Here is a 17,782-nt window from a genome sequence, read left to right as displayed (position 1 = left end):
AGCGCAAAGGCGCGTGTCCGATCAACCTTGCGCCATCGTGAAAGGGGGTCCCTTTTGCGCGCCGATAGGGGGTCCCGTTTGCACGCCGATTGACACATGGGGAGGATATGCGTAGACATTTTCGCCGTCCGTCATGGCAATTGTCATCGCGGACAACTTGGGCCGCGCATTTGCAAGTGCGTGATGGAGATCATCGGTAAAGGTAGCAATCCCGCACCGTCTTGGAACGCAGGTGCCCAGCAATGCGATCCGCTGGAGTTCGGGTCCTGCAGTTGCGCCGTTCATGTTTAACCTCTCAGTCATGCCGCCGTCACAAATCGATCCTTGCGGTCTAAGACACTGCAGAAAGATCAGGGTGATGGGGTGTTATGTGACCTGTAGAGCGGTGTTGCCGCGGCGCGCTTTACGTAATGTTCCGATGCGTCTCCAACAGCTCGGATTTGAGCTCGCCGCAGGCTAGATCGGCAGATCAAGTGTCACGGTGCTTTCCGGTTTCCCTTTGCCAGGGCCACCGGCCTTTAATCTCGACCTCGAGCGAAAAACTGAGGAACGTTCGGATTAGCACAATACCTGCGAGGACCGCGAGGCTCTGAAGGGTGGGTTGGATGGCAATCGTGTTGATGATATCTGCCGCGACAAGAAATTCGAGACCGAGAAGAATTGCTTCCCCGAGGTTCGACCGGAAGCCGCCGACGGCCCGCTCGTCGAGAGCACCCTTGAAGACCTGTCCCAGAAACTTTAGAAGCGCCGCACCGGCGCCAGACACGATAATCCCCGTGCCGGTGAGCTCTATGGCGCGAGTGATCCAATGGATCACATCGATCAGAACAGAATCCATGTCCACAGACTCCAGAAGGACTAGGCCGTCAGTTTACGTGGTCGGCTCACGGCGCAGCCAAGACGAAATGGCCTCGAGCAATTCCGGCGCTACCGAGAAGCCATTGGTGGCATGATAGACGGAATTGCTGGTAACGATTTCGCCAGCGCCGGCATCTCGAAGCGTTGCCATTGCGTCCCCTGCAAACAGACCGTGGACGCCAAGGCAGATGGGGGCGGTCGCTCCCTGCGTTCGCAGCAGCTTTACGGCTTCCGCCATGGTTCGGGCGCTGGAGACGATATCATCGATAATGACCGGCGTTCGCCCGGCCAAGTCTGCGTTACCCGAAATTCTTACAGCCCTGTCGCCGCTGCGCTGCTTGGCAAAGACGCTGAATGGCGCGCCAATCTGACCAGCGATCTGTGAAACCCATTGTTCACTCTCCTCGTCGGGTCCGAAGAGCATCGGGGAGCGAACGCGCTCCGCGATCCATCTGGCGATCGGCCCCGCAGCCGAAATCACCGCCGTATCGATCGAATATATTTCACCAAGCGACGTATGGCGATGAAGGTGCGGGTCGCAGGTGACCAGCCAGTCGAACGCGCCCGACAGAAGCTGAGCGAAATAGGTCGAAGTAATCGCTTCGCCGGAGTGGAATGCCTTATCCTGACGCATATATGCCAGATAGGGTGCAACGAGCCCAACACGCCTGGCGCCTAGCTCACGCGCGGCGCGGGCCGCAAACAGCAGAGGGAGCAGCTTTGCATCAGGACCATCAAGCGAGCATAGCAGCAGGACATCCCGGTCCCTGACCGGCGTCACCAGGCGCACATAGCTCTCGCCGTCCGGGAAATGTCTGAATTCAAATTCTCCAGCCACAAGTGACTCGCTAACAAGCTCTTCGGCGAGATCGTCGGCGAGACTTATGTGGAAAGCGAGAGGCTTCATGTCGCGCTCACTGTGATCATGTCGCGGTTCGCCCGAATGTAGTCGAGAGCGTAAGCGGCCTCGCCTTGGGTCTCGCTGTGAAGAATGAACAAGGGATCACCCTTCCGCACTTGCTCGCCAAGCCGGACGCACATTTTCAGACCGGCTGCCATCGCAACGGGGGCACCTGCGAGTTTGGCAGCGCGGGCGATGCGGCGATTGTCGATGTGCGACACCAATCCGCGATCATCGGCAATGACCGGCTCGGTAAAAAGCGCTGTGGGAGGCTCATGAAAGCCACCCTGCGCCTCGCAGATCGCGACGAATTTCGCTCCTGCTTTACCGCTGTCCAACAGCTCCATCGCGCGTTGCCGTTCGGTCGCCAGCGAGTTGCCGCTGACCATCGCGAGCAACTGCCCGGCAAGGTCGAGTGCTTTCTCCCTGAGATCTGTGGGCGCGTCACTCTCAAGGCGTAGGACTGAGAGAACATCGCGTGCCTCGAGCGCGGGGCCGATTCCTCGTCCGATCGGCTGGCTTCCATCGGTGAGTGTTGTCCTGACCGTCAAACCCAACTGCAAGCCGACGGCTTCAAGGTTTCTCGCAAGCGATCGGCCAGCTTCTTCGCTACGAACCTTTGCTGTCGGTCCTACCGGGATGTCGAGAAGCACGTGTGTCGCTCCGGCCGCCAGTTTCTTGGACAAAACCGAAGCAATGAGCTGCGCTTCGCAATCCACATCGAGCAAGCGTTCGACACGGATAATGATGTCGTCTGCAGGGCTCAGGCGCACGCTACCGCCCCAGGCCAGACAAGCGCCTTCCCGTTCTACCACGCCCCGCATTTCATCGAGACCGAGATCGACCCGGGTCATGGTTTCCATCACATCCGCTGTTCCCGCAGGTGAGGTAATTGCACGGGAGGAAGTCTTGGGAATAATGAGGCCAGCGGCAGCAGCTATAGCCACAACAATCGGTGTTGTCCGGTTGCCGGGTAGACCGCCGACGCAATGCTTGTCGGCAATAATGGGCTGGGACCAGTCCAGTCGGTCGCCTGTCGAAAGCATGGCGGAGGTGAGCGCGGTAGCTTCGGTGAGATCAAACGTTTGGCTCGCGAATGCAGCGATGAATGTGGCCATTTCCACATCGGAATATCGCTCCTGGACGATGTCGGACACGATGGCTTCCAGCTGCGAGCCATTGAGGCGGCGTCCGTATAACTTGGCCCGTACTGCACTGAGTGATGCCAGCGGCCTCGGGTGGCCAATGTTCAGAAGGTCTCCATCCTTGACGCCGAGCTTCCGCCAGGCAGCTTCGGAGAGGCCGGCCTCGTCATGAGCAAACAGTCCTTCGTCGACCTGCAATAATGTGGCGACAACCGAATGCTTGCCGTGCGACAGTTCGATGCGGCTTCGTGCCTCGAAGCCTTCCGACCGGCAAACCGGGCAATCCCTATGCATCAATACGATCGCCTCGTATTGGCTTTGGAGGCCGAGGCGGCGGGCACGCAGCCGGGGCAACCCCGATGAATGTTGGGCCGTTTTCAAGGAAGTTCCACAATCTGGCCGTGTGACGGCACACTTGTGGCCCAATGCAATTCCTCCTCGATCGCGCTCGACATAGCTTCGGATGATTCTGGTTCGCCATGGACGACAAACGTGCGCTTAGGCGGTTGACGGAAGTTTCGCAGCCAAGTGAGCAGATCGTTGCGATCACCGTGCGCGGACATCATCTCGAGATTGACAACTTCTGCACGGACCGGAACGGTCTGGCCAAAAATGCGCAATTCGCTCGCGCCATCGCGCAGCGCCGCACCCCGGGTGCCTGCCGCCATATATCCAGGCAGGATTATCGTGTTGCGCGGATCTGGGGCGCTCTGTGCGAGATGATGCAGGATACGTCCGCCAGTCGCCATGCCGCTTGCAGAAATGACGACTTTTGGGGTCGGGTCGCGCACCAGCTTCTTCGAATCTTCGGCGTCGCGGATGTAGGTAACGCCTTCGCAGGCGCGCTGGCATTGGTCGCCTGTCAGCCGATGATCGCCCGAATGGGCGCACATCAACTCAGACGCGTCGATGGCCATCGGACTATTCAGATAGATAGGCACATGTCCGAGGCGTCCCACCCTCTTGAGTTCACTGAAGTAGAAGAGCAATGATTGCGCCCTCCCGACTGCAAAGGCCGGGATGATTACCGTTCCGCCCCGCTGCGTCGTGCGGTCAACGATCGCGGTCAGTGCATCAAGTGGGGATGACGGGTCATGGAGCCGGTTTCCGTAGGTCGATTCGATCAGCAGATAGTCCGCATGTGTAACAGGTGCCGGATCGAGCATGGTCTCTGACCCATAACGGCCAACATCGCCTGAAAAGACGATGGTCCGACCGCTGACATGAAGTTCGACTGTCGCAGCCCCGACAATGTGTCCGGCTGGGCGGAGCGTGGCTGTGATCCCGGGGGTCAGCTCCGTCTCTACCCCCCATTCGACAGCGCGTAGCTGATCAAGGGCCCGCTCTGCATCCTTGGCGTTATAGAGAGGTTCGGCAGGATGATGGCGACTGTAGCCACGACGATTGGCGAAGCGGGCCTCCTCCTCCATCAGATGCGCGCTGTCGCGCAGCAAGAGACCGCATAGATCTAGAGTTCCGCCCGTCGCGAAGACTGGCCCGTTGAAACCATCACGAACCAGTGCAGGCAGATAACCCGAATGGTCCAGGTGCGCATGTGTGAGAACGACTGCATCTAACATTCGTGGCGAAATCGGGAAAGGCTGCCAATTCCGCTCCCTTAGATCGCGATGGCCTTGGAACAGGCCGCAGTCCACGAGTACGCGGCGTCCTTCCCACTCAAGCAGAAATTTGGAGCCTGTGACGGTTCCTGATCCGCCGAGGAAGGTAAGTCTGGCGCTCATGGCATAACTCCCGACATATACGGATCCGTCCCAGCGCCAGTGATTGAAATGGTTGGATAAGGTCTTCCCAGCGCGGGCCAACAAGAACAGCAGCGACGGCAACTGGAAGATATACGTAGTGTGCCGGAAGCGGCCTTTCGAGCGGCCTCCCGCAACCGTGATCTGGACTCACTGCCGTGAGTTTACTGGCCTTTGTGACAAGACCGACGCATATGCCCGGCTCGAACAGCCATGACGAGAGTATCTCCCAGTGGTCTATTTTTCAGCCTCGTGCCGAGTTCAACTTCGCTGTGCAAGACATGCTCGTCATCCGTGCGGTCGCGAGTCTTTCGAGGTCCAAGCTAGGCTCAGGCCTGCGCAATGTAATTCGGAACGAACTAATGCCCTATGTCGCCATCGGATGGGCAATGAAATTTGATGATGTGGCACTTTTACGCCATTGGCGAGGCCGGTTCCGGATTTGGTCAAAATCAAGGCCGACATGAGCTAATGGCCCGGAGCAAACACAAGCTACGCATCCATTGGGCGGTTGGAAAGGATATCTGCATGGCCGATGTTTCACGCGAGGATTTTACACCCGCTGCCGGCAGGCTCCTACCGACTTCCACTTACGACCGGCTGCTGTCCTTACTCACGCGAGAGGCCAGATGGCGTGCGGCTCTGCTGCAAATTCTGGCACCGGAGCCGGGCGAGCGCATTCTCGATGTCGGTTGCGGCACTGGTTCATTCGCGCTGCTTATCAAAAAGACTGTGCCAGATGCCGTTGTGGTTGGCATAGATCCTGACCCTGAGGCACGCGCTATCGCGCGCAACAAGGCTCTGGCGGCCGGAATCAGCGTGGACTGGCAGCCAGGCTTCGCGAGTGACGCCGCCAGTTTTGGGCAGTTCGATAAAGTTGTTTCAAGCCTCGTCTTCCATCAGGTTCCAATCGAGGAAAAGCGAACTGGTCTGGTGGCTATGTTTGCAGCAGCCCGACCTGGGGGCCTGGTGTGTGTCGCCGATTATGCGAAGCAACAACGATGGCTTATGCGTCAGGCCTTCAGGATTGTTCAGTCAGCCGATGGGTGGACAAATACTCAACCTAACGTCGATGGATTTCTCGAAAGCGAACTTGCGCATATCTGCGGGCGACAGGTTGATCCTACTTGGGCGATCGATACCCCAACCGGAACGATTTCCATTTTCGATATTCAAACGAACGACGTCGTTCAGCGCTGAGAAGATATGACCACGCGCAGAATAATGTTGAATTTGTGCTGGTGTTAACCGCCCACTCTCGCGATTTCAGAATGCGTTTAATAGGGAAGCGGGCATCGATCATGTCCAGGAGCATGACAACACTGATTGCGGCTATTCTACTTTCTGGCTGCGCAACGACCAATCCGAATCAAATGGTGCGACCGGCTTTAGAATTGGGGACCTCCAAAGGCCTCTCGGCAAACTGGCAGTGATTTGAAACGGTAATTCTATCCACCCGGTGGCGCGGCGCATGTATCCAGATCAACAACGGGAGCAGTGCCTGGCGTAGTTTTTGCGCCCTCGCGCATGACAGCCGCGACAACGAGTCCCGATATGAAGGTCAGGGCACCGATGGTGAGGATGGCGGCCGAGAAGCCGAAGAAATCGGCGATCAGGCCAGCAGACAGTGCGCCGATCGCGTATCCAAGGTCACGCCAGAAGCGATAGACGCTGAGTGAACGCGCCCGCCAACTTGGATGGGAGGCGTCCGAGACCGCGGCGATGAGGCTGGGATAGACCATGGCCGTGCCGATCCCGAGCAGCAGACTGCCGAGGATCCACCATGCGAAATGCCCGGTCGAGCCAGTGATGAACAGACCGGCGGCCTGCACCCACATGCCCCAGACGATGAGACCCTTGCGTCCCCACCGGTCGCTGAGCGGCCCGGTTGCCACCTGCAACAGACCCCAGCTTGCCGGGTAGAGCGCCTTGAGGATGCCGATCCGTTCGACACCGAGGCCAAGCGAGGAAAAAAACAACGGGAAGATGCCCCAGCTCATGCCGTCGTTGAGGTTGTTGACCAGCCCGGCCTGCGATGCCGCGAACAGGTTGCGGTTCCGAAACGAGGTCATGGCAAAGACTTCGGAGAAGCGGATCGGCGCTTCCTGCCGTGCGTGCCCCGCCGTTTCGGCGCGAACATGATCGCGAGTGTCCCGGATGAGCAAGACCGAAAATAGCAGGCCAAAGGCGGCATAGCCGATGCCGAGGTAAATCGGGACGGGGCGCAAGCCGTATTGGGACGCAAGGTAGCCGGTGAGCAAGGCAGTAACTCCGACCGCGAGGTAGCCCGCGAATTCATTGAGACCGACGGCCAGCCCGCGCGATTTCGGGCCGACCAGATCGACCTTCATGATTACGGTCATTGACCAGGCCAGTCCCTGGTTGATGCCGAGCAGCGCATTGGCCGCGACGATCCATTCCCAGCTTGGCGCCCAGATGATCATGAACGGCACGGGCAAGCCGAACAGCCAGCCGAGCACGAGGACGCGCTTGCGGCCCCAGACGTCGGCAAGCTGCCCCGAGACGAGATTGGCGAACGCCTTGACCAGGCCGAAACTGACAATGAAGGACGTGATCAAGGTCGTCGAGGCGAGATGAAACTGCTCCGCCCCGATCAACGGCACTACTGTGCGTTCGATCCCGACCATGCCACCGACGAAAGCGTTGACCAGCACCAGCAGGGCGAACTGCGGCCAGTTTTCCTTGAGGCCGAGACGGATCGCTCGCTTCGGGCTTTCGCCGGGGATGGCCAGATCCGGCATGGTCACACCGCCGGAACGGCAAAACCGGCATTGACAGCCCGCAACCGGGCAGCCTCGGGAGGTGGCGGCGGAATTTCGGCAATCATCTGAGCGACGAATTCCTGCTCGTCGGTGATGGCAAAGGCGGCGTTGTGGCGCTTCTCGAAGCCGATCGTCGACCACGGCTTGCCGCTCAGGCGCCGCCCGCACACCGATCCGGCATAGGCGCCCGCGAGCACCTCCACATTGTCCGGCAATGACTTCAGCCGCGCGGCGCTGCGGAACAGATCGCTTGCGCCCTCGACGGCGCTGGTGGCCAGCTCGGTGCGCCCGAGGTCGCCCACCATCAGCGTGTGGCCTGTCAGGACAAACCAGGGTTCTTCCGTGCGCGTGTGGTCGGTGACGACCAGGCAGATATGCTCGGGCGTGTGACCAGGGGTGTGCAGGACCTCGGCCGTGACATTTCCCAGCGGCAGTATCTCGCCGTCCGTTACGGAGCGGAATGGAAAGCCGACATCGGCCTTGTCGCCAAGCACATATTCTGCCCCCGTAGCCTTGGCGAGTTCGCGCCCTGCCGAGAGATGGTCGGCATGGACATGGGTATCGATCACGTAGTGGATCTGCATTCCGCCTTCTTCGGCCGCGCGCAGATAGGGCTCGATCTCGCCGACGGCATCGACAACCGCACAGGTTGCCTTGCCGCCGCAGCCGAATAGATAGGAGATGCCAACCGGCTCGCGGTGGAGGAACTGGCGCAGGATCATGGGCTTGAACTCCGGGTTCGAGTCCCGTAAGACTCATTCAATCATTCTGCTGAATGTTCTACTGAAACGAGGCAATGTCAAGCATGGGTCCCAAGCAGATAATCTACGGCCATCTCGCGGACGTGGCGCAGGCGCTTGGCCACGCGCATCGCCTCGAGCTGCTGGAGCATCTTGCCCAGGGTGAGCGGAGCGTCGAGGAGCTGTCGGCCCGGTCCGGGCTGACGTTCGCCAATACATCGCGGCATTTGCAGATATTGCGCCGGGCGCGGCTGGTGAATGCCGATCGCCGCGGCAAGCGGATCATCTACAGCCTCGCGGGAGAGAGCGAGGTCACGGGACTCATCCATGCGCTCGGACGCGTAGGGGAACGCAACGTCGCGGAGATCGACCGGGTGATGGCCGATTATTTTCGAGCCCGCGATGCGCTCGAAGCCGTGTCACGCGAAGACCTGATCGCGCGGATGCAGGACGGCCTGGTGACCATCCTCGACGTCAGGCCGCGCGACGAATTCGACGCAGGGCACCTGCCGGGCGCGCTCAACATCCCGCTGTCCGAACTCGCTGACCGGCTTGCCGAATTGCCCGATGCGCGCGAAGTCGTGGCCTATTGCCGCGGACCTTGGTGTGTCCTTTCCTTCGAGGCGGTGGCGGCGCTTCGCGAGCGGGGTTTGCAGTCCCGCCGCCTGGAAGACGGCTTTCCCGAATGGAAGGCGGCAGGTCTGCCGATCGAAGCCGTCCAACAGGGCGTGGCGCGCTGATCGTTTGCCGCGCTCATTCACCCACGGCCTGGCCCCCACAGGATCAATCCGGCCCCGGCGAGGCAGATCAGGCCACCCAGAATATCCCAGCGATCGGGTGCCACACCTTCGATAACCTTGAGCCAGACCAGCGAGGCGGCGATGTAGATGCCGCCATAGGCGGCAAAGGTGCGACCTGCTGCTTCAGCCTCGCTGAGCGCCAACACCCAGGCAAATATCGCAAGCGACACCATGCCGGGGATAAGCCAGAGCGGTGAGCGATCAAGCCGAAGCCATGCCCAGAACGCAAAACAGCCACCGATTTCAGCCAATGCAGCAACCAGAAAGAGCGTCAACTGCTTCATTGGACATTCTGTTTCTTACTGGTCATCCATAGCCAATGGATCAGCAATGCTGCGATGTCGATCCGCTATGCGCACCGGCAACTCTTGTCAGTTTGGCAGGTGACGCACGCCTGCGAGCGACGACGGTTCCACAGGAAGGCGATCACGCCCGCAGCCAGAGCAAGCGGCCCCAGGACGCAGATGATGAAATCGGGTGAGATCCCCAAACCTGCAGCGATGCCAGCACTGCCCAGGGTCAAGCCAGCAAAGCCGAGCAAGGGTACCGCACAACAGGCAGCACAAGCCAATCCCATCCCAATCAGAGTTTTCATTTTCATCACAGACGCCCTTGCTGTTTGCAATCGAAGGACAGGCTTCTACAATCTCAAGTAACTTGAGGTGCAAGCGGAAAGAGCAATCTATCATGGTGCATGAAGTGTTGATTGGGGCAGCGGCGAAGGCGGCGGGGTGCAGTGTTCCCACTGTCCGTTATTATGAGGACGTTGGCCTGCTGGCCGGTGCCAACCGGACGCACGGCGGTCACCGTGCCTATCAGCACAAGGACGTCGAGCGTTTGGTGCTGATCCGGCGGTGCCGCGATTTCGGGATGTCGATCAAGCAGGTGAAGACTCTGGTCGAGATCAGGGATCGCCCGGTCTCCTGCGACAATGCTCTGGATGTCGTGACACATCACCGTGATGCGCTCCGCGTCCGGATCGCCGAACTGAAGGCGCTCGACCGCGCCATGACTTTGATCGCGGCCCGCTGCGAGAGCGACTGCGCAGGTGGTGCCGCCGCCTGTTGCTCGATCTACGAGGACTTGGCGACCGTTCCCGAAAATGCGCTTTCCGCTTAGCCCGATCAGACCATGCGCGGCCAATTCGGGTGAATATCGTCGATCACAAAGGCGTGACTGGCGCTTTTGCCTTGGGCATGATCTTCAAACAGATGCTCGTGGCCGGGCGGAAGGTCATCATGGCTATGCGCCAGCAATTCTGGGTCATGTGAAGGCCAGATCAGTAAGGCCCCGACCGTTCCGATGCCGGCGACCAGCGCCAGAACAGCGAATGCCGCGATCTGGCCTACACCGGCCCCGATTTGTCCGGCCAGCGGATAGGTGATCAGCCAGCAGCCATGGCTGAGCGCAAATTGCGCGGCAAAGGCGGCAGGCCGGTCCTCAGCATTGGCCGAGCGGCGCAAAAGCCTGCCCGACGGTGTGACGCTGGCCGAATAAGCGATACCAAGGACGAACCAGCCCGCCAACAGCAGCTGCCAATAGCCCCCACTCGTCCCAAGCAGTGCGGTAACGACGGCCATGGCTGCAAGAGCAGCGGTCAGCAGCGCCGCAGCCCCCACCATCAGGGTCCGATCGCTGACCTTGTCCAGCATGCGCGGGATGAAGAGCGCAGCGAGCATCGAGCCGCTGCCATAGGCCGCAAGCGTTAGCGCCACTTCCCTTTGGCCAAAGCCGAGTCCCCCGCGCACGATGACGACGGTGTTGACGATCACCATCGAGCTTGCCGCTGCCGACGCAAGGCTGAGTGCCAGCAACCCTTTCAGGCGGGGGGTCTTGAGATAGATCCGCAAGCCCCGCGTGGTCTTTGCCCAAATTCCGCCTTTCCGCGGTTTGGCAGGCGAGCGTGGGAGAACGACCGATACAACAAATAGTGCGGAGCAGATGAAGCCGATTGAGGTTCCGGCAAACAGCCAGTGGAAGCTGATCACTGATAGCAGGGCTGCCGCAAGGATCGGGCTGATCAGGCTTTCCATGTCATAGGCTAGTCGCGAGAGCGACAGCGCGCGGGTATATTCTCCTTCATCGGGCAACACGTCAGGGATCGTTGCCTGAAATGTCGGGGTGAACGCCGCAGAGGCGGATTGCAGGACGAATATCAGCACATAGATTTGCCAGATCTGATCGACGAAGGGCAGGCTGAGCGCAACGGCGGCGCGCACCAAATCCATTGCAACGAGGAAGGCGCGTCGCGGCAATCGGTCGGCGAAGGCACCGACTACCGGCGCGATGCCGATATAGGCGATCATCTTGATCGCCAGGGCCGTTCCCAGCACGGCACCCGCATTGCCCCCGGCAAGCTCAAAGGCCAGCAGTCCGAGAGCTACGGTTGCCAGCCCCGTGCCGACGAGCGCGATAATCTGGGCGCTCAGCAGATGGCGATAAGTGCGATTGGCCAGAATTGTGAACATGATGGTCGGGGTGTCTCATTCGCTTGAAACCCGCAAGCAGTTCTTCTCAATGAGATTGCCGAACAAAGTAACTGCTGCTAGCGCAAGTGGATGCTCCGGCGCTTCACCCTGTTTTTTCTGGCATTCGTGATGTTATTCGCAAACGTCCATGCCTTATCATGGTCTCACGACCATGTGGGCAGCGTTGTCCATTCGCTTGAAGCCCAATCGCTTGAACCATCGCACGCCGATGACCACGAAAGGGTTGATGCCGGGCCGATTGAGCAAGCAACCCCCCTGGATGCTGCGGATCGTTCTGGGGACGTCCCCCACCAGCACAACACGCCAGTTGGTCTTGAAGCCGCAGTATTTGATGCCGGGTTTGGCAAGGGCCTAGGCCGCTCCTTATCGTTTCCCGCGCCTGCGGCGAGGCTCACCTCACGCGATTTCGCGCCTCCGCTGGAACCCCCTTCAGCCTGATCCTGTCGCCAACCGGCAGGCGCTTTTTCGCCTGCCTTGCGTGATTTGAGGATCAGGAGTTACCCCATGTTGGATTCAACACGCGCCGCATTGCTTGCGGGTGCGTTGCTCGTGGCAGGCCAGTCGGCCCGCGCCGAGACCGTGACGCTTGAACAGGCGGTCGCAAAGGCCTCTGAGGCCACCCCATTACTCAGGGCTGGGGATGCAGCGATCGCTGCGGCACGCGCGGGGCGTGTCCAGGCGGGTGTTCGGCCCAACCCTTCCGTCACGCTTCAAGGTGAGAACTTTGTCGGCACTGGCCCATATAATGTGTTGGGGCAGGCAGAGATCACCGCGACCTATAACCAGCCGATCGAGCGCGGGGGCAAGCGGGCGGCGCGGGTTGCATTCGCCCAGCAGGACATCGGCGTGGCAAAAGCCAGCACCCGCATCGTCCGGCTCAATCTCGCCGCCGCAGTTCAGCGCGCTTATATCGATGTCCAGATCGCCGACTACGCCGCCCGAATCAGTGGGGAACGGCTTGAGACCGAAGCCCAGATGCAGCGCGAGGCGCTGCGGCGGGTGCGCGGGTACAAGGATCCGCTGTTTGTTGAGACCCGCGCTGCTGCCCGTGTCGCTCAAGCCAGGTTGGCCAGAGATGAAGCACAGGCCCGGCTTGCAAACGCCCGCAATCACCTTGCCTCATTCTGGGCGGGTTCGGGAACCAATCTGCAACTGGCGGACAAACTCACCCTGCCAAATTCCAGTGCCCGGACTATTGCAGCGGCTGATCAGGCCTTGCGCGATGCCGAAATCGCCCGTGCGCGGGCAGGTGTTGTGGTTGAACAGAGCAAGGCCGCGCAGGACTACACCCTGTCCGGCGGCGCGCGCTATCTGCGGGGAACAGGCGACGTTGCACTGGTGGCAGGCGTCACCATCCCGCTGGGGCGGTTCGACCGCAATCAGGGTAATATCGAACGCGCACAGGCCGAACGCCAGCGGCTGGAGTTCCTGGCCGAGGCGGACCGTCTCGAAAGGTTACGCCGGCTTGCCTCGCTCAGGGCTGATGCCGATGCAGCCCGCACCCGCGCCGATGCGATCATGGCCGAAGTCTATCCGCGCACGGTCCGCACGCTCGATCAGGTGCGCGAAGGCTATAATCGCGGCGGCTTCACCTTCCGCGATGTGCAGGACGCCGCCGATGCGATCGTCTCGGTGCAGGAACAGTGGCTCGATGCCATCACCCGCTTTCGCGATGCCCAGACTGAAATTGACCGGCTGACGGGGCGTTTCGACCCGGATCAGCCTGCGGAGACCATGCCATGAACCAGACTCTACCCATTCGCGCGCTCGCTGCGCTGCTGCTGATTGCCCCGCTGGCTGCTTGTGGCGGAGGCGCTGAAGCACCCGCCGAAAGCGAAGGCAAGGCGGCTTCGGAATATGAAAAAGGCCCGCACAACGGGCGGATGCTGAGGGACGGCGATTTTGCGATCGAAGTCACCATTTTTGAAGACGGCCAACCGCCGCAATACCGGCTCTATCCGACACGCGGCGACAAGCCGGTGGACCCGGCAGCCGTCAATATGGCGGTGACGCTGACACGGCTCGGCGGCGAGATCGACCGCTTCGCCTTCAAGCCGGAAAAGGATTTTCTGGCGGGCCAGGGCGTGGTGATGGAGCCGCACAGCTTCGACGTCGAAGTCGTCGCGACTGAGAATGGCAAGCGCCATGTCTGGAAATTCGCCAATCCCGAAGGCCGAACCAGAATCCCGGTAGCTACTGCGAAGGAAGGTGGCATCGAGATCGGGACGGCTGGCCCGGCCACGATCAGCGAAACCCGCGAAGTCCAGGGTATTGTCGAACTTGCCACGACAGCCCGTTCCGAAGTGCGCGCGCAATTCCCGGGTCGGGTGGTCCAGGTGACCAAGGCGGCCGGCGATCATGTCCGCAAAGGCCAATTGCTGGCGCGGATCGAATCGAGCGAGTCACTGCAAGTCTATCCCATCTATGCGCCGGTCAGCGGCGTGATCGCCGAACGCACTGCCAATGTCGGGAACGTCACTTACGACCTTCCGCTCTATGTCATCACGGACCCTGGCCAGACGACGGTCGTGTTCAATATCTTCCCCCGTGACCTTGCCACGATCCGGCCCGGGCAGAAAGTTGTCATCGAAACACTGGATGGCCAGCCTGTCGCCGAGACCGTGCTGAGCGGATATCTGCCTGCGGGCAACGCTGCAGCCGGCACCGCGCTGGTGCGGGCCGGGCTGCCCAATCGCGACGGCAGATGGCGTCCCGGCATGGCGCTGCAGGGGCGCGTTACGGTGAGCGCCGTGAGTGTGCCGCTTGCCGTGCGAACCGAGGCTTTGCAGCGTTTCCGGGACTTTACGGTCGTCTTCGCCAATTTCGGCGACGATTATGAGGTTCGCATGCTGGAGCTGGGCCGCAAGACGCCCGAATGGACCGAAGTGCTGTCCGGCATCAAGCCCGGCACGCGCTACGCCGCCAAGGGAGCCTTTCTCATTCGCGCCGACATTGAAAAGTCGGGCGCGAGCCACGACCATTGATCGGAAACCGGACTATGCTCGCCCGTATCATCGGATTTTCGATCCGCCAGCGGTGGCTGGTGCTTGGAATGGTCGCGGCGCTTGTTGCGCTTGGGCTTTGGAGTGCTACCCGCCTGCCGATCGACGCTGTTCCGGACATCACCAATGTCCAGGTGCAGATCAACACTGAAGCGGAAGGGTTTTCACCGCTCGAAGCCGAACAACGGATCACCTACCCGATCGAGACGGCACTCGCGGGTGTCCCCAAGCTGAACTACACGCGCTCGGTCTCGCGCTACGGGCTGAGCCAGGTCACCGTCGTCTTCGAAGACGGCACCGATCTCTATTTCGCGCGCCAACTCGTCAATGAGCGCCTGCAAGCGGCCAAATCACAATTGCCGCCGGGGATCGAGCCGCGAATGGGGCCAACCGCCACAGGGCTTGGCGAGATTTTCATGTATTCGGTGACGTCCAAACCCGGTGCGAGCAAGCCCGATGGGTCAGAGTGGACGCCCACCGATCTGCGTACACTCCATGACTGGGTCGTGCGCCCGCAAATGCGCAATGTCCCGGGCGTTGCCGAGGTCAATACGGTTGGCGGCTATACCAAGCAGTATCATGTGACGCCCAATCCGGCGCAATTGGCGACCCTGAAGCTATCGCTCACCGATGTCGTCAATGCGCTTGAAGCCAATAATGCCAATGCGGGTGCCGGCTATGTCGAGCGCGCGGGCGAACAGGTGCTGATCCGTTTGCCCGGTCGTGCCGGCAACGAAGCAGACCTGTCGCAGATCATCGTCGCCAAGCGCGGCGGTATTCCCATTCGTATCGGCGATATCGCCGAGGTCGTCATCGGGTCTGAACTGAGAACGGGCGCCGCGACTGAGAACGGCAAGGAAATTGTGCTCGGCACGATCTACATGCTGACTGGTAGCAATCCGCGGATCGTGGCGCAGGCAGCGGCCGAGCGGCTCGAAGCGGTCAATAAATCGCTGCCGTCGGGTATTGTTGCGCAGCCGCTCTACGACCGCACCGAACTGGTCGAACGCACGATCGGCACCGTCGAGGAGAACCTGGCCGAAGGCGCGCTGCTCGTCATCGTCATCCTGTTCCTGCTTTTGGGCAATGTCCGCGCTGCGCTGATTACGGCGGCGGTTATCCCGGTGGCGATGTTGATGACATTGACCGGCATGGCCGCAGGCAAGGTCTCAGCCAATCTGATGAGCCTTGGTGCGCTCGATTTCGGGCTGATCGTCGATGGTGCGGTGATCATCGTCGAGAACTGCCTGCGCCGCCTGGGCGAAGCACAGCACCGCCTGGGGCGTCTGCTCGACCGCGACGAGCGGTTCGGGCTGGTCGCCACGGCCAGCAGTGAAGTAATCCGCCCCTCGATCTTCGGGGTCATCATCATCACGGTCGTGTATCTGCCGATCTTCGCCTTGTCGGGGATTGAGGGCAAAACTTTCCATCCCATGGCGATCACGGTGATGCTCGCTCTGACCGCAGCGATGCTGCTGTCGCTCACCTTCGTCCCTGCCGCGATTGCGATGTTCGTGACCGGCAAGGTCGAGGAGAAGGACAACCGGATCATGGCATGGGCGCGGGCGCGCTATGCCAGCATTCTGGACCGCACGTTCAAACGCGGCAAATTGCTGCTCGGGGCAGCGCTTGTTCTGGTGGTGCTCAGCGGCATTGGCGCAACGCGGCTTGGTTCCGAGTTCATCCCCAATCTCGATGAAGGCGATATTGCGATGCACGCACTGCGCATCCCCGGCACCAGCCTTGGCCAGGCGGTGCAGATGCAGGAAGTGCTTGAAAGGCGGATCAGCAAGTTCCCCGAAGTGGAGCGCGTCTTTGCCAAGATCGGCACCGCGGATGTCGCAACCGATCCGGTGCCGCCTTCGGTTGCCGATAACTTCATCATGCTGAAGGATCGCAAGGACTGGCCGGATCCGCGCAAACCACGGACGCAGCTCGTCGCGGAACTGAACGCAGCGGTGCAGCAGATTCCCGGCAATAATTACGAGTTTACCCAGCCCGTCCAGATGCGGCTGAACGAGCTGATCGCGGGCGTCCGTGCCGACGTCGCGGTCAAACTGTTTGGCGAGGATCTCGACGAATTGCTCGCATCGGGCGGCGAGATTGAAAAAGTCGTATCAGCCATCCCGGGGGCCGAGGACGTCAAGCTTGAACAGGTAACCGGCTTGCCCGTCCTCTCCATCACACCGCGCCGTGCGATATTGGCCCGCTACGGGATCAACATCAGAGATGTGCACGATGCGGTTTCGACCGCAATTGGCGGACGAAGTGCGGGTGAAGTGTTCGAGGGAGACCGGCGCTTTGCGGTCGTGGTGCGCCTGCCAGAGGCAGAGCGCACCAATCTCGATATGCTTGGCAGTTTGCCGATTCCGCGATCCGGCGATGGCGGGACGGAGTTTGTCCCGCTGTCCGAAGTCGCAGATATCGAGCTTTCGGTCGGTCCCAACCAGATCAGCCGCGAAAACGGCAAGCGCCGCGCCGTAGTCACGGCCAACGTCCGGGGGCGCGACCTCGGCTCGTTCATCACCGAATTACGCGAGAAGGTCGAAAGCGATATTCAACTGCCGGAGGGCTATTACGTGCAGTATGGCGGCACGTTCGAGCAGCTCCAGTCGGCGGCAACCCGGCTCCAGATCGTTGTGCCGCTCGCATTGCTGCTGATCTTCGGATTGCTGTTCATGCTGTTTGGCTCGATCCGCGATGCGACGATCGTGTTCTCGGGTGTACCGCTCGCCCTCACCGGAGGAGTCGCAGCACTCGCCCTACGCGGCATCCCGATGTCGATCTCGGCCGGTATCGGGTTCATTGCGCTCTCGGGCGTAGCGGTGCTCAACGGTGTGGTGATGCTGTCGTTCATCAAGGACTTGCGTATCCGCGGCATGGCTCTTGATGAAGCAATCCGTGAAGGCGCGTTGACGCGATTGCGGCCCGTGCTGATGACGGCGCTGGTTGCCTCGCTCGGCTTCGTGCCGATGGCGCTGAATGTCGGCGCCGGGTCCGAAGTTCAGCGGCCTCTGGCAACGGTCGTCATCGGCGGGATCATCTCGTCAACGATCCTGACGCTGATCGTGCTTCCGGCACTTTATCGCCTGATTCATGGCTGGGAAGACAGGATCGATCTGCCGAAATCCAATGATCCGGTCGAAGCCCCAGCGTCTCAATGATCTTGCAGTCACCTACCGTGCCAAGCCGACAGCTGTCGATCACGCGCTGGAGTACGTCGCGCATGGCAGGGAGGTCGATGAGCTTGCGTTCGACTTCAGCGTGATGTCCGCTGGCGATGTCATCGACTCATTGGCAGGGC

At 60.7% G+C, this 17,782-nt stretch carries 16 protein-coding genes; 7 read left to right on the top strand and 9 right to left on the bottom strand.

The features are described 5' to 3' along the window. Positions 1-469: 469 nt before the first annotated feature. The 4 genes from FHS92_RS16135 to FHS92_RS16120 are packed head-to-tail and all read right to left on the bottom strand — an operon-like array spanning position 470 to position 4,646. Entirely contained in the window at positions 470-838 is a 369-nt protein-coding gene (locus FHS92_RS16135; protein WP_184081775.1) for a DUF1622 domain-containing protein, read from the bottom strand. A gap of 33 nt (positions 839-871) precedes the next feature. Next, complete coding sequence (locus FHS92_RS16130; protein WP_184081774.1) at positions 872-1,765, bottom strand: ribose-phosphate pyrophosphokinase; 894 nt, start codon at positions 1,763-1,765, stop codon at positions 872-874. Further along, positions 1,762-3,285, bottom strand: a complete 1,524-nt coding sequence (locus FHS92_RS16125; protein WP_184081773.1) for a thymidine phosphorylase family protein — start codon at positions 3,283-3,285, stop codon at positions 1,762-1,764. The genes FHS92_RS16130 and FHS92_RS16125 overlap by 4 nt, the downstream gene beginning before the upstream one ends. Beyond that, positions 3,282-4,646, bottom strand: coding sequence for an MBL fold metallo-hydrolase RNA specificity domain-containing protein (locus tag FHS92_RS16120; RefSeq protein ID WP_184081772.1), 1,365 nt, complete (start codon positions 4,644-4,646; stop codon positions 3,282-3,284). Before FHS92_RS16120 ends, FHS92_RS16125 begins: the two co-directional genes overlap by 4 nt. A 212-nt stretch (positions 4,647-4,858) precedes the next feature. Here FHS92_RS16120 and FHS92_RS18750 point away from each other — a divergent pair, with 212 nt between their 5' ends. Both FHS92_RS18750 and FHS92_RS16110 read left to right on the top strand, forming a co-directional pair. Then, positions 4,859-5,131: a copper resistance protein B gene (locus FHS92_RS18750; protein ID WP_425506261.1), complete on the top strand. Its 273-nt coding sequence runs from the start codon at positions 4,859-4,861 to the stop codon at positions 5,129-5,131. Positions 5,132-5,192: 61 nt separating this feature from the next. Beyond that, the gene (locus tag FHS92_RS16110) at positions 5,193-5,864 is read left to right on the top strand and encodes a class I SAM-dependent methyltransferase (RefSeq protein WP_184081770.1); all 672 of its coding nucleotides are present in this window, start codon (positions 5,193-5,195) and stop codon (positions 5,862-5,864) included. Between the two features lie 248 nt (positions 5,865-6,112). On the opposite strand, the gene FHS92_RS16105 is transcribed toward FHS92_RS16110, so the two are convergent. Both FHS92_RS16105 and FHS92_RS16100 read right to left on the bottom strand, forming a co-directional pair. After that, positions 6,113-7,426 carry an MFS transporter gene (locus FHS92_RS16105; protein WP_184081769.1) on the bottom strand — a complete coding sequence of 438 codons (1,314 nt, stop codon included), beginning with the start codon at positions 7,424-7,426 and terminating at the stop codon, positions 6,113-6,115. Between the two features lie 2 nt (positions 7,427-7,428). Next, positions 7,429-8,169, bottom strand: coding sequence for an MBL fold metallo-hydrolase (locus FHS92_RS16100; protein WP_184081768.1), 741 nt, complete (start codon positions 8,167-8,169; stop codon positions 7,429-7,431). Positions 8,170-8,252: 83 nt separating this feature from the next. On the opposite strand from FHS92_RS16100, the gene FHS92_RS16095 reads away from it, so the two are divergent. Beyond that, positions 8,253-8,927 carry a metalloregulator ArsR/SmtB family transcription factor gene (locus FHS92_RS16095; protein ID WP_221231118.1) on the top strand — a complete coding sequence of 225 codons (675 nt, stop codon included), beginning with the start codon at positions 8,253-8,255 and terminating at the stop codon, positions 8,925-8,927. Positions 8,928-8,944: 17 nt separating this feature from the next. On the opposite strand, the gene FHS92_RS16090 is transcribed toward FHS92_RS16095, so the two are convergent. Both FHS92_RS16090 and FHS92_RS16085 read right to left on the bottom strand, forming a co-directional pair. Continuing rightward, positions 8,945-9,271, bottom strand: a complete 327-nt coding sequence (locus FHS92_RS16090; RefSeq protein WP_184081766.1) for a YnfA family protein — start codon at positions 9,269-9,271, stop codon at positions 8,945-8,947. A 65-nt stretch (positions 9,272-9,336) separates the two neighbouring features. Continuing rightward, positions 9,337-9,588, bottom strand: coding sequence for a hypothetical protein (locus FHS92_RS16085; RefSeq protein ID WP_184081765.1), 252 nt, complete (start codon positions 9,586-9,588; stop codon positions 9,337-9,339). Between the two features lie 86 nt (positions 9,589-9,674). Between FHS92_RS16085 and FHS92_RS16080 the strand changes: the two genes are divergently transcribed. Then, entirely contained in the window at positions 9,675-10,106 is a 432-nt protein-coding gene (locus tag FHS92_RS16080; RefSeq protein WP_184081764.1) for a MerR family transcriptional regulator, read from the top strand. A 5-nt stretch (positions 10,107-10,111) separates the two neighbouring features. Here FHS92_RS16080 and FHS92_RS16075 read toward each other — a convergent pair whose 3' ends face one another. Then, positions 10,112-11,455 carry an MFS transporter gene (locus FHS92_RS16075; protein ID WP_184081763.1) on the bottom strand — a complete coding sequence of 448 codons (1,344 nt, stop codon included), beginning with the start codon at positions 11,453-11,455 and terminating at the stop codon, positions 10,112-10,114. A gap of 525 nt (positions 11,456-11,980) precedes the next feature. Between FHS92_RS16075 and FHS92_RS16070 the strand changes: the two genes are divergently transcribed. From FHS92_RS16070 to FHS92_RS16060, 3 genes are read left to right on the top strand one after another with little or no spacing between them, the layout of a single operon-like run. Beyond that, a complete protein-coding gene (locus FHS92_RS16070) occupies positions 11,981-13,219 on the top strand; it encodes a TolC family protein (protein ID WP_184081762.1) in 1,239 nt (412 codons plus the stop codon). Continuing rightward, positions 13,216-14,460 carry an efflux RND transporter periplasmic adaptor subunit gene (locus tag FHS92_RS16065; RefSeq protein WP_184081761.1) on the top strand — a complete coding sequence of 415 codons (1,245 nt, stop codon included), beginning with the start codon at positions 13,216-13,218 and terminating at the stop codon, positions 14,458-14,460. The genes FHS92_RS16070 and FHS92_RS16065 overlap by 4 nt, the downstream gene beginning before the upstream one ends. 14 nt (positions 14,461-14,474) lie before the next feature. Next, positions 14,475-17,642, top strand: a complete 3,168-nt coding sequence (locus tag FHS92_RS16060; RefSeq protein ID WP_184081760.1) for an efflux RND transporter permease subunit — start codon at positions 14,475-14,477, stop codon at positions 17,640-17,642. Positions 17,643-17,782: the final 140 nt, after the last annotated feature.

It is taken from the genome of Sphingobium subterraneum, assembly GCF_014199435.1.
Lineage (GTDB): Bacteria > Pseudomonadota > Alphaproteobacteria > Sphingomonadales > Sphingomonadaceae > Sphingobium > Sphingobium subterraneum.
The sequence above is the reverse complement of the archived record's forward strand: the minus strand, read 5'-3'. Positions and strand labels throughout refer to the sequence as shown.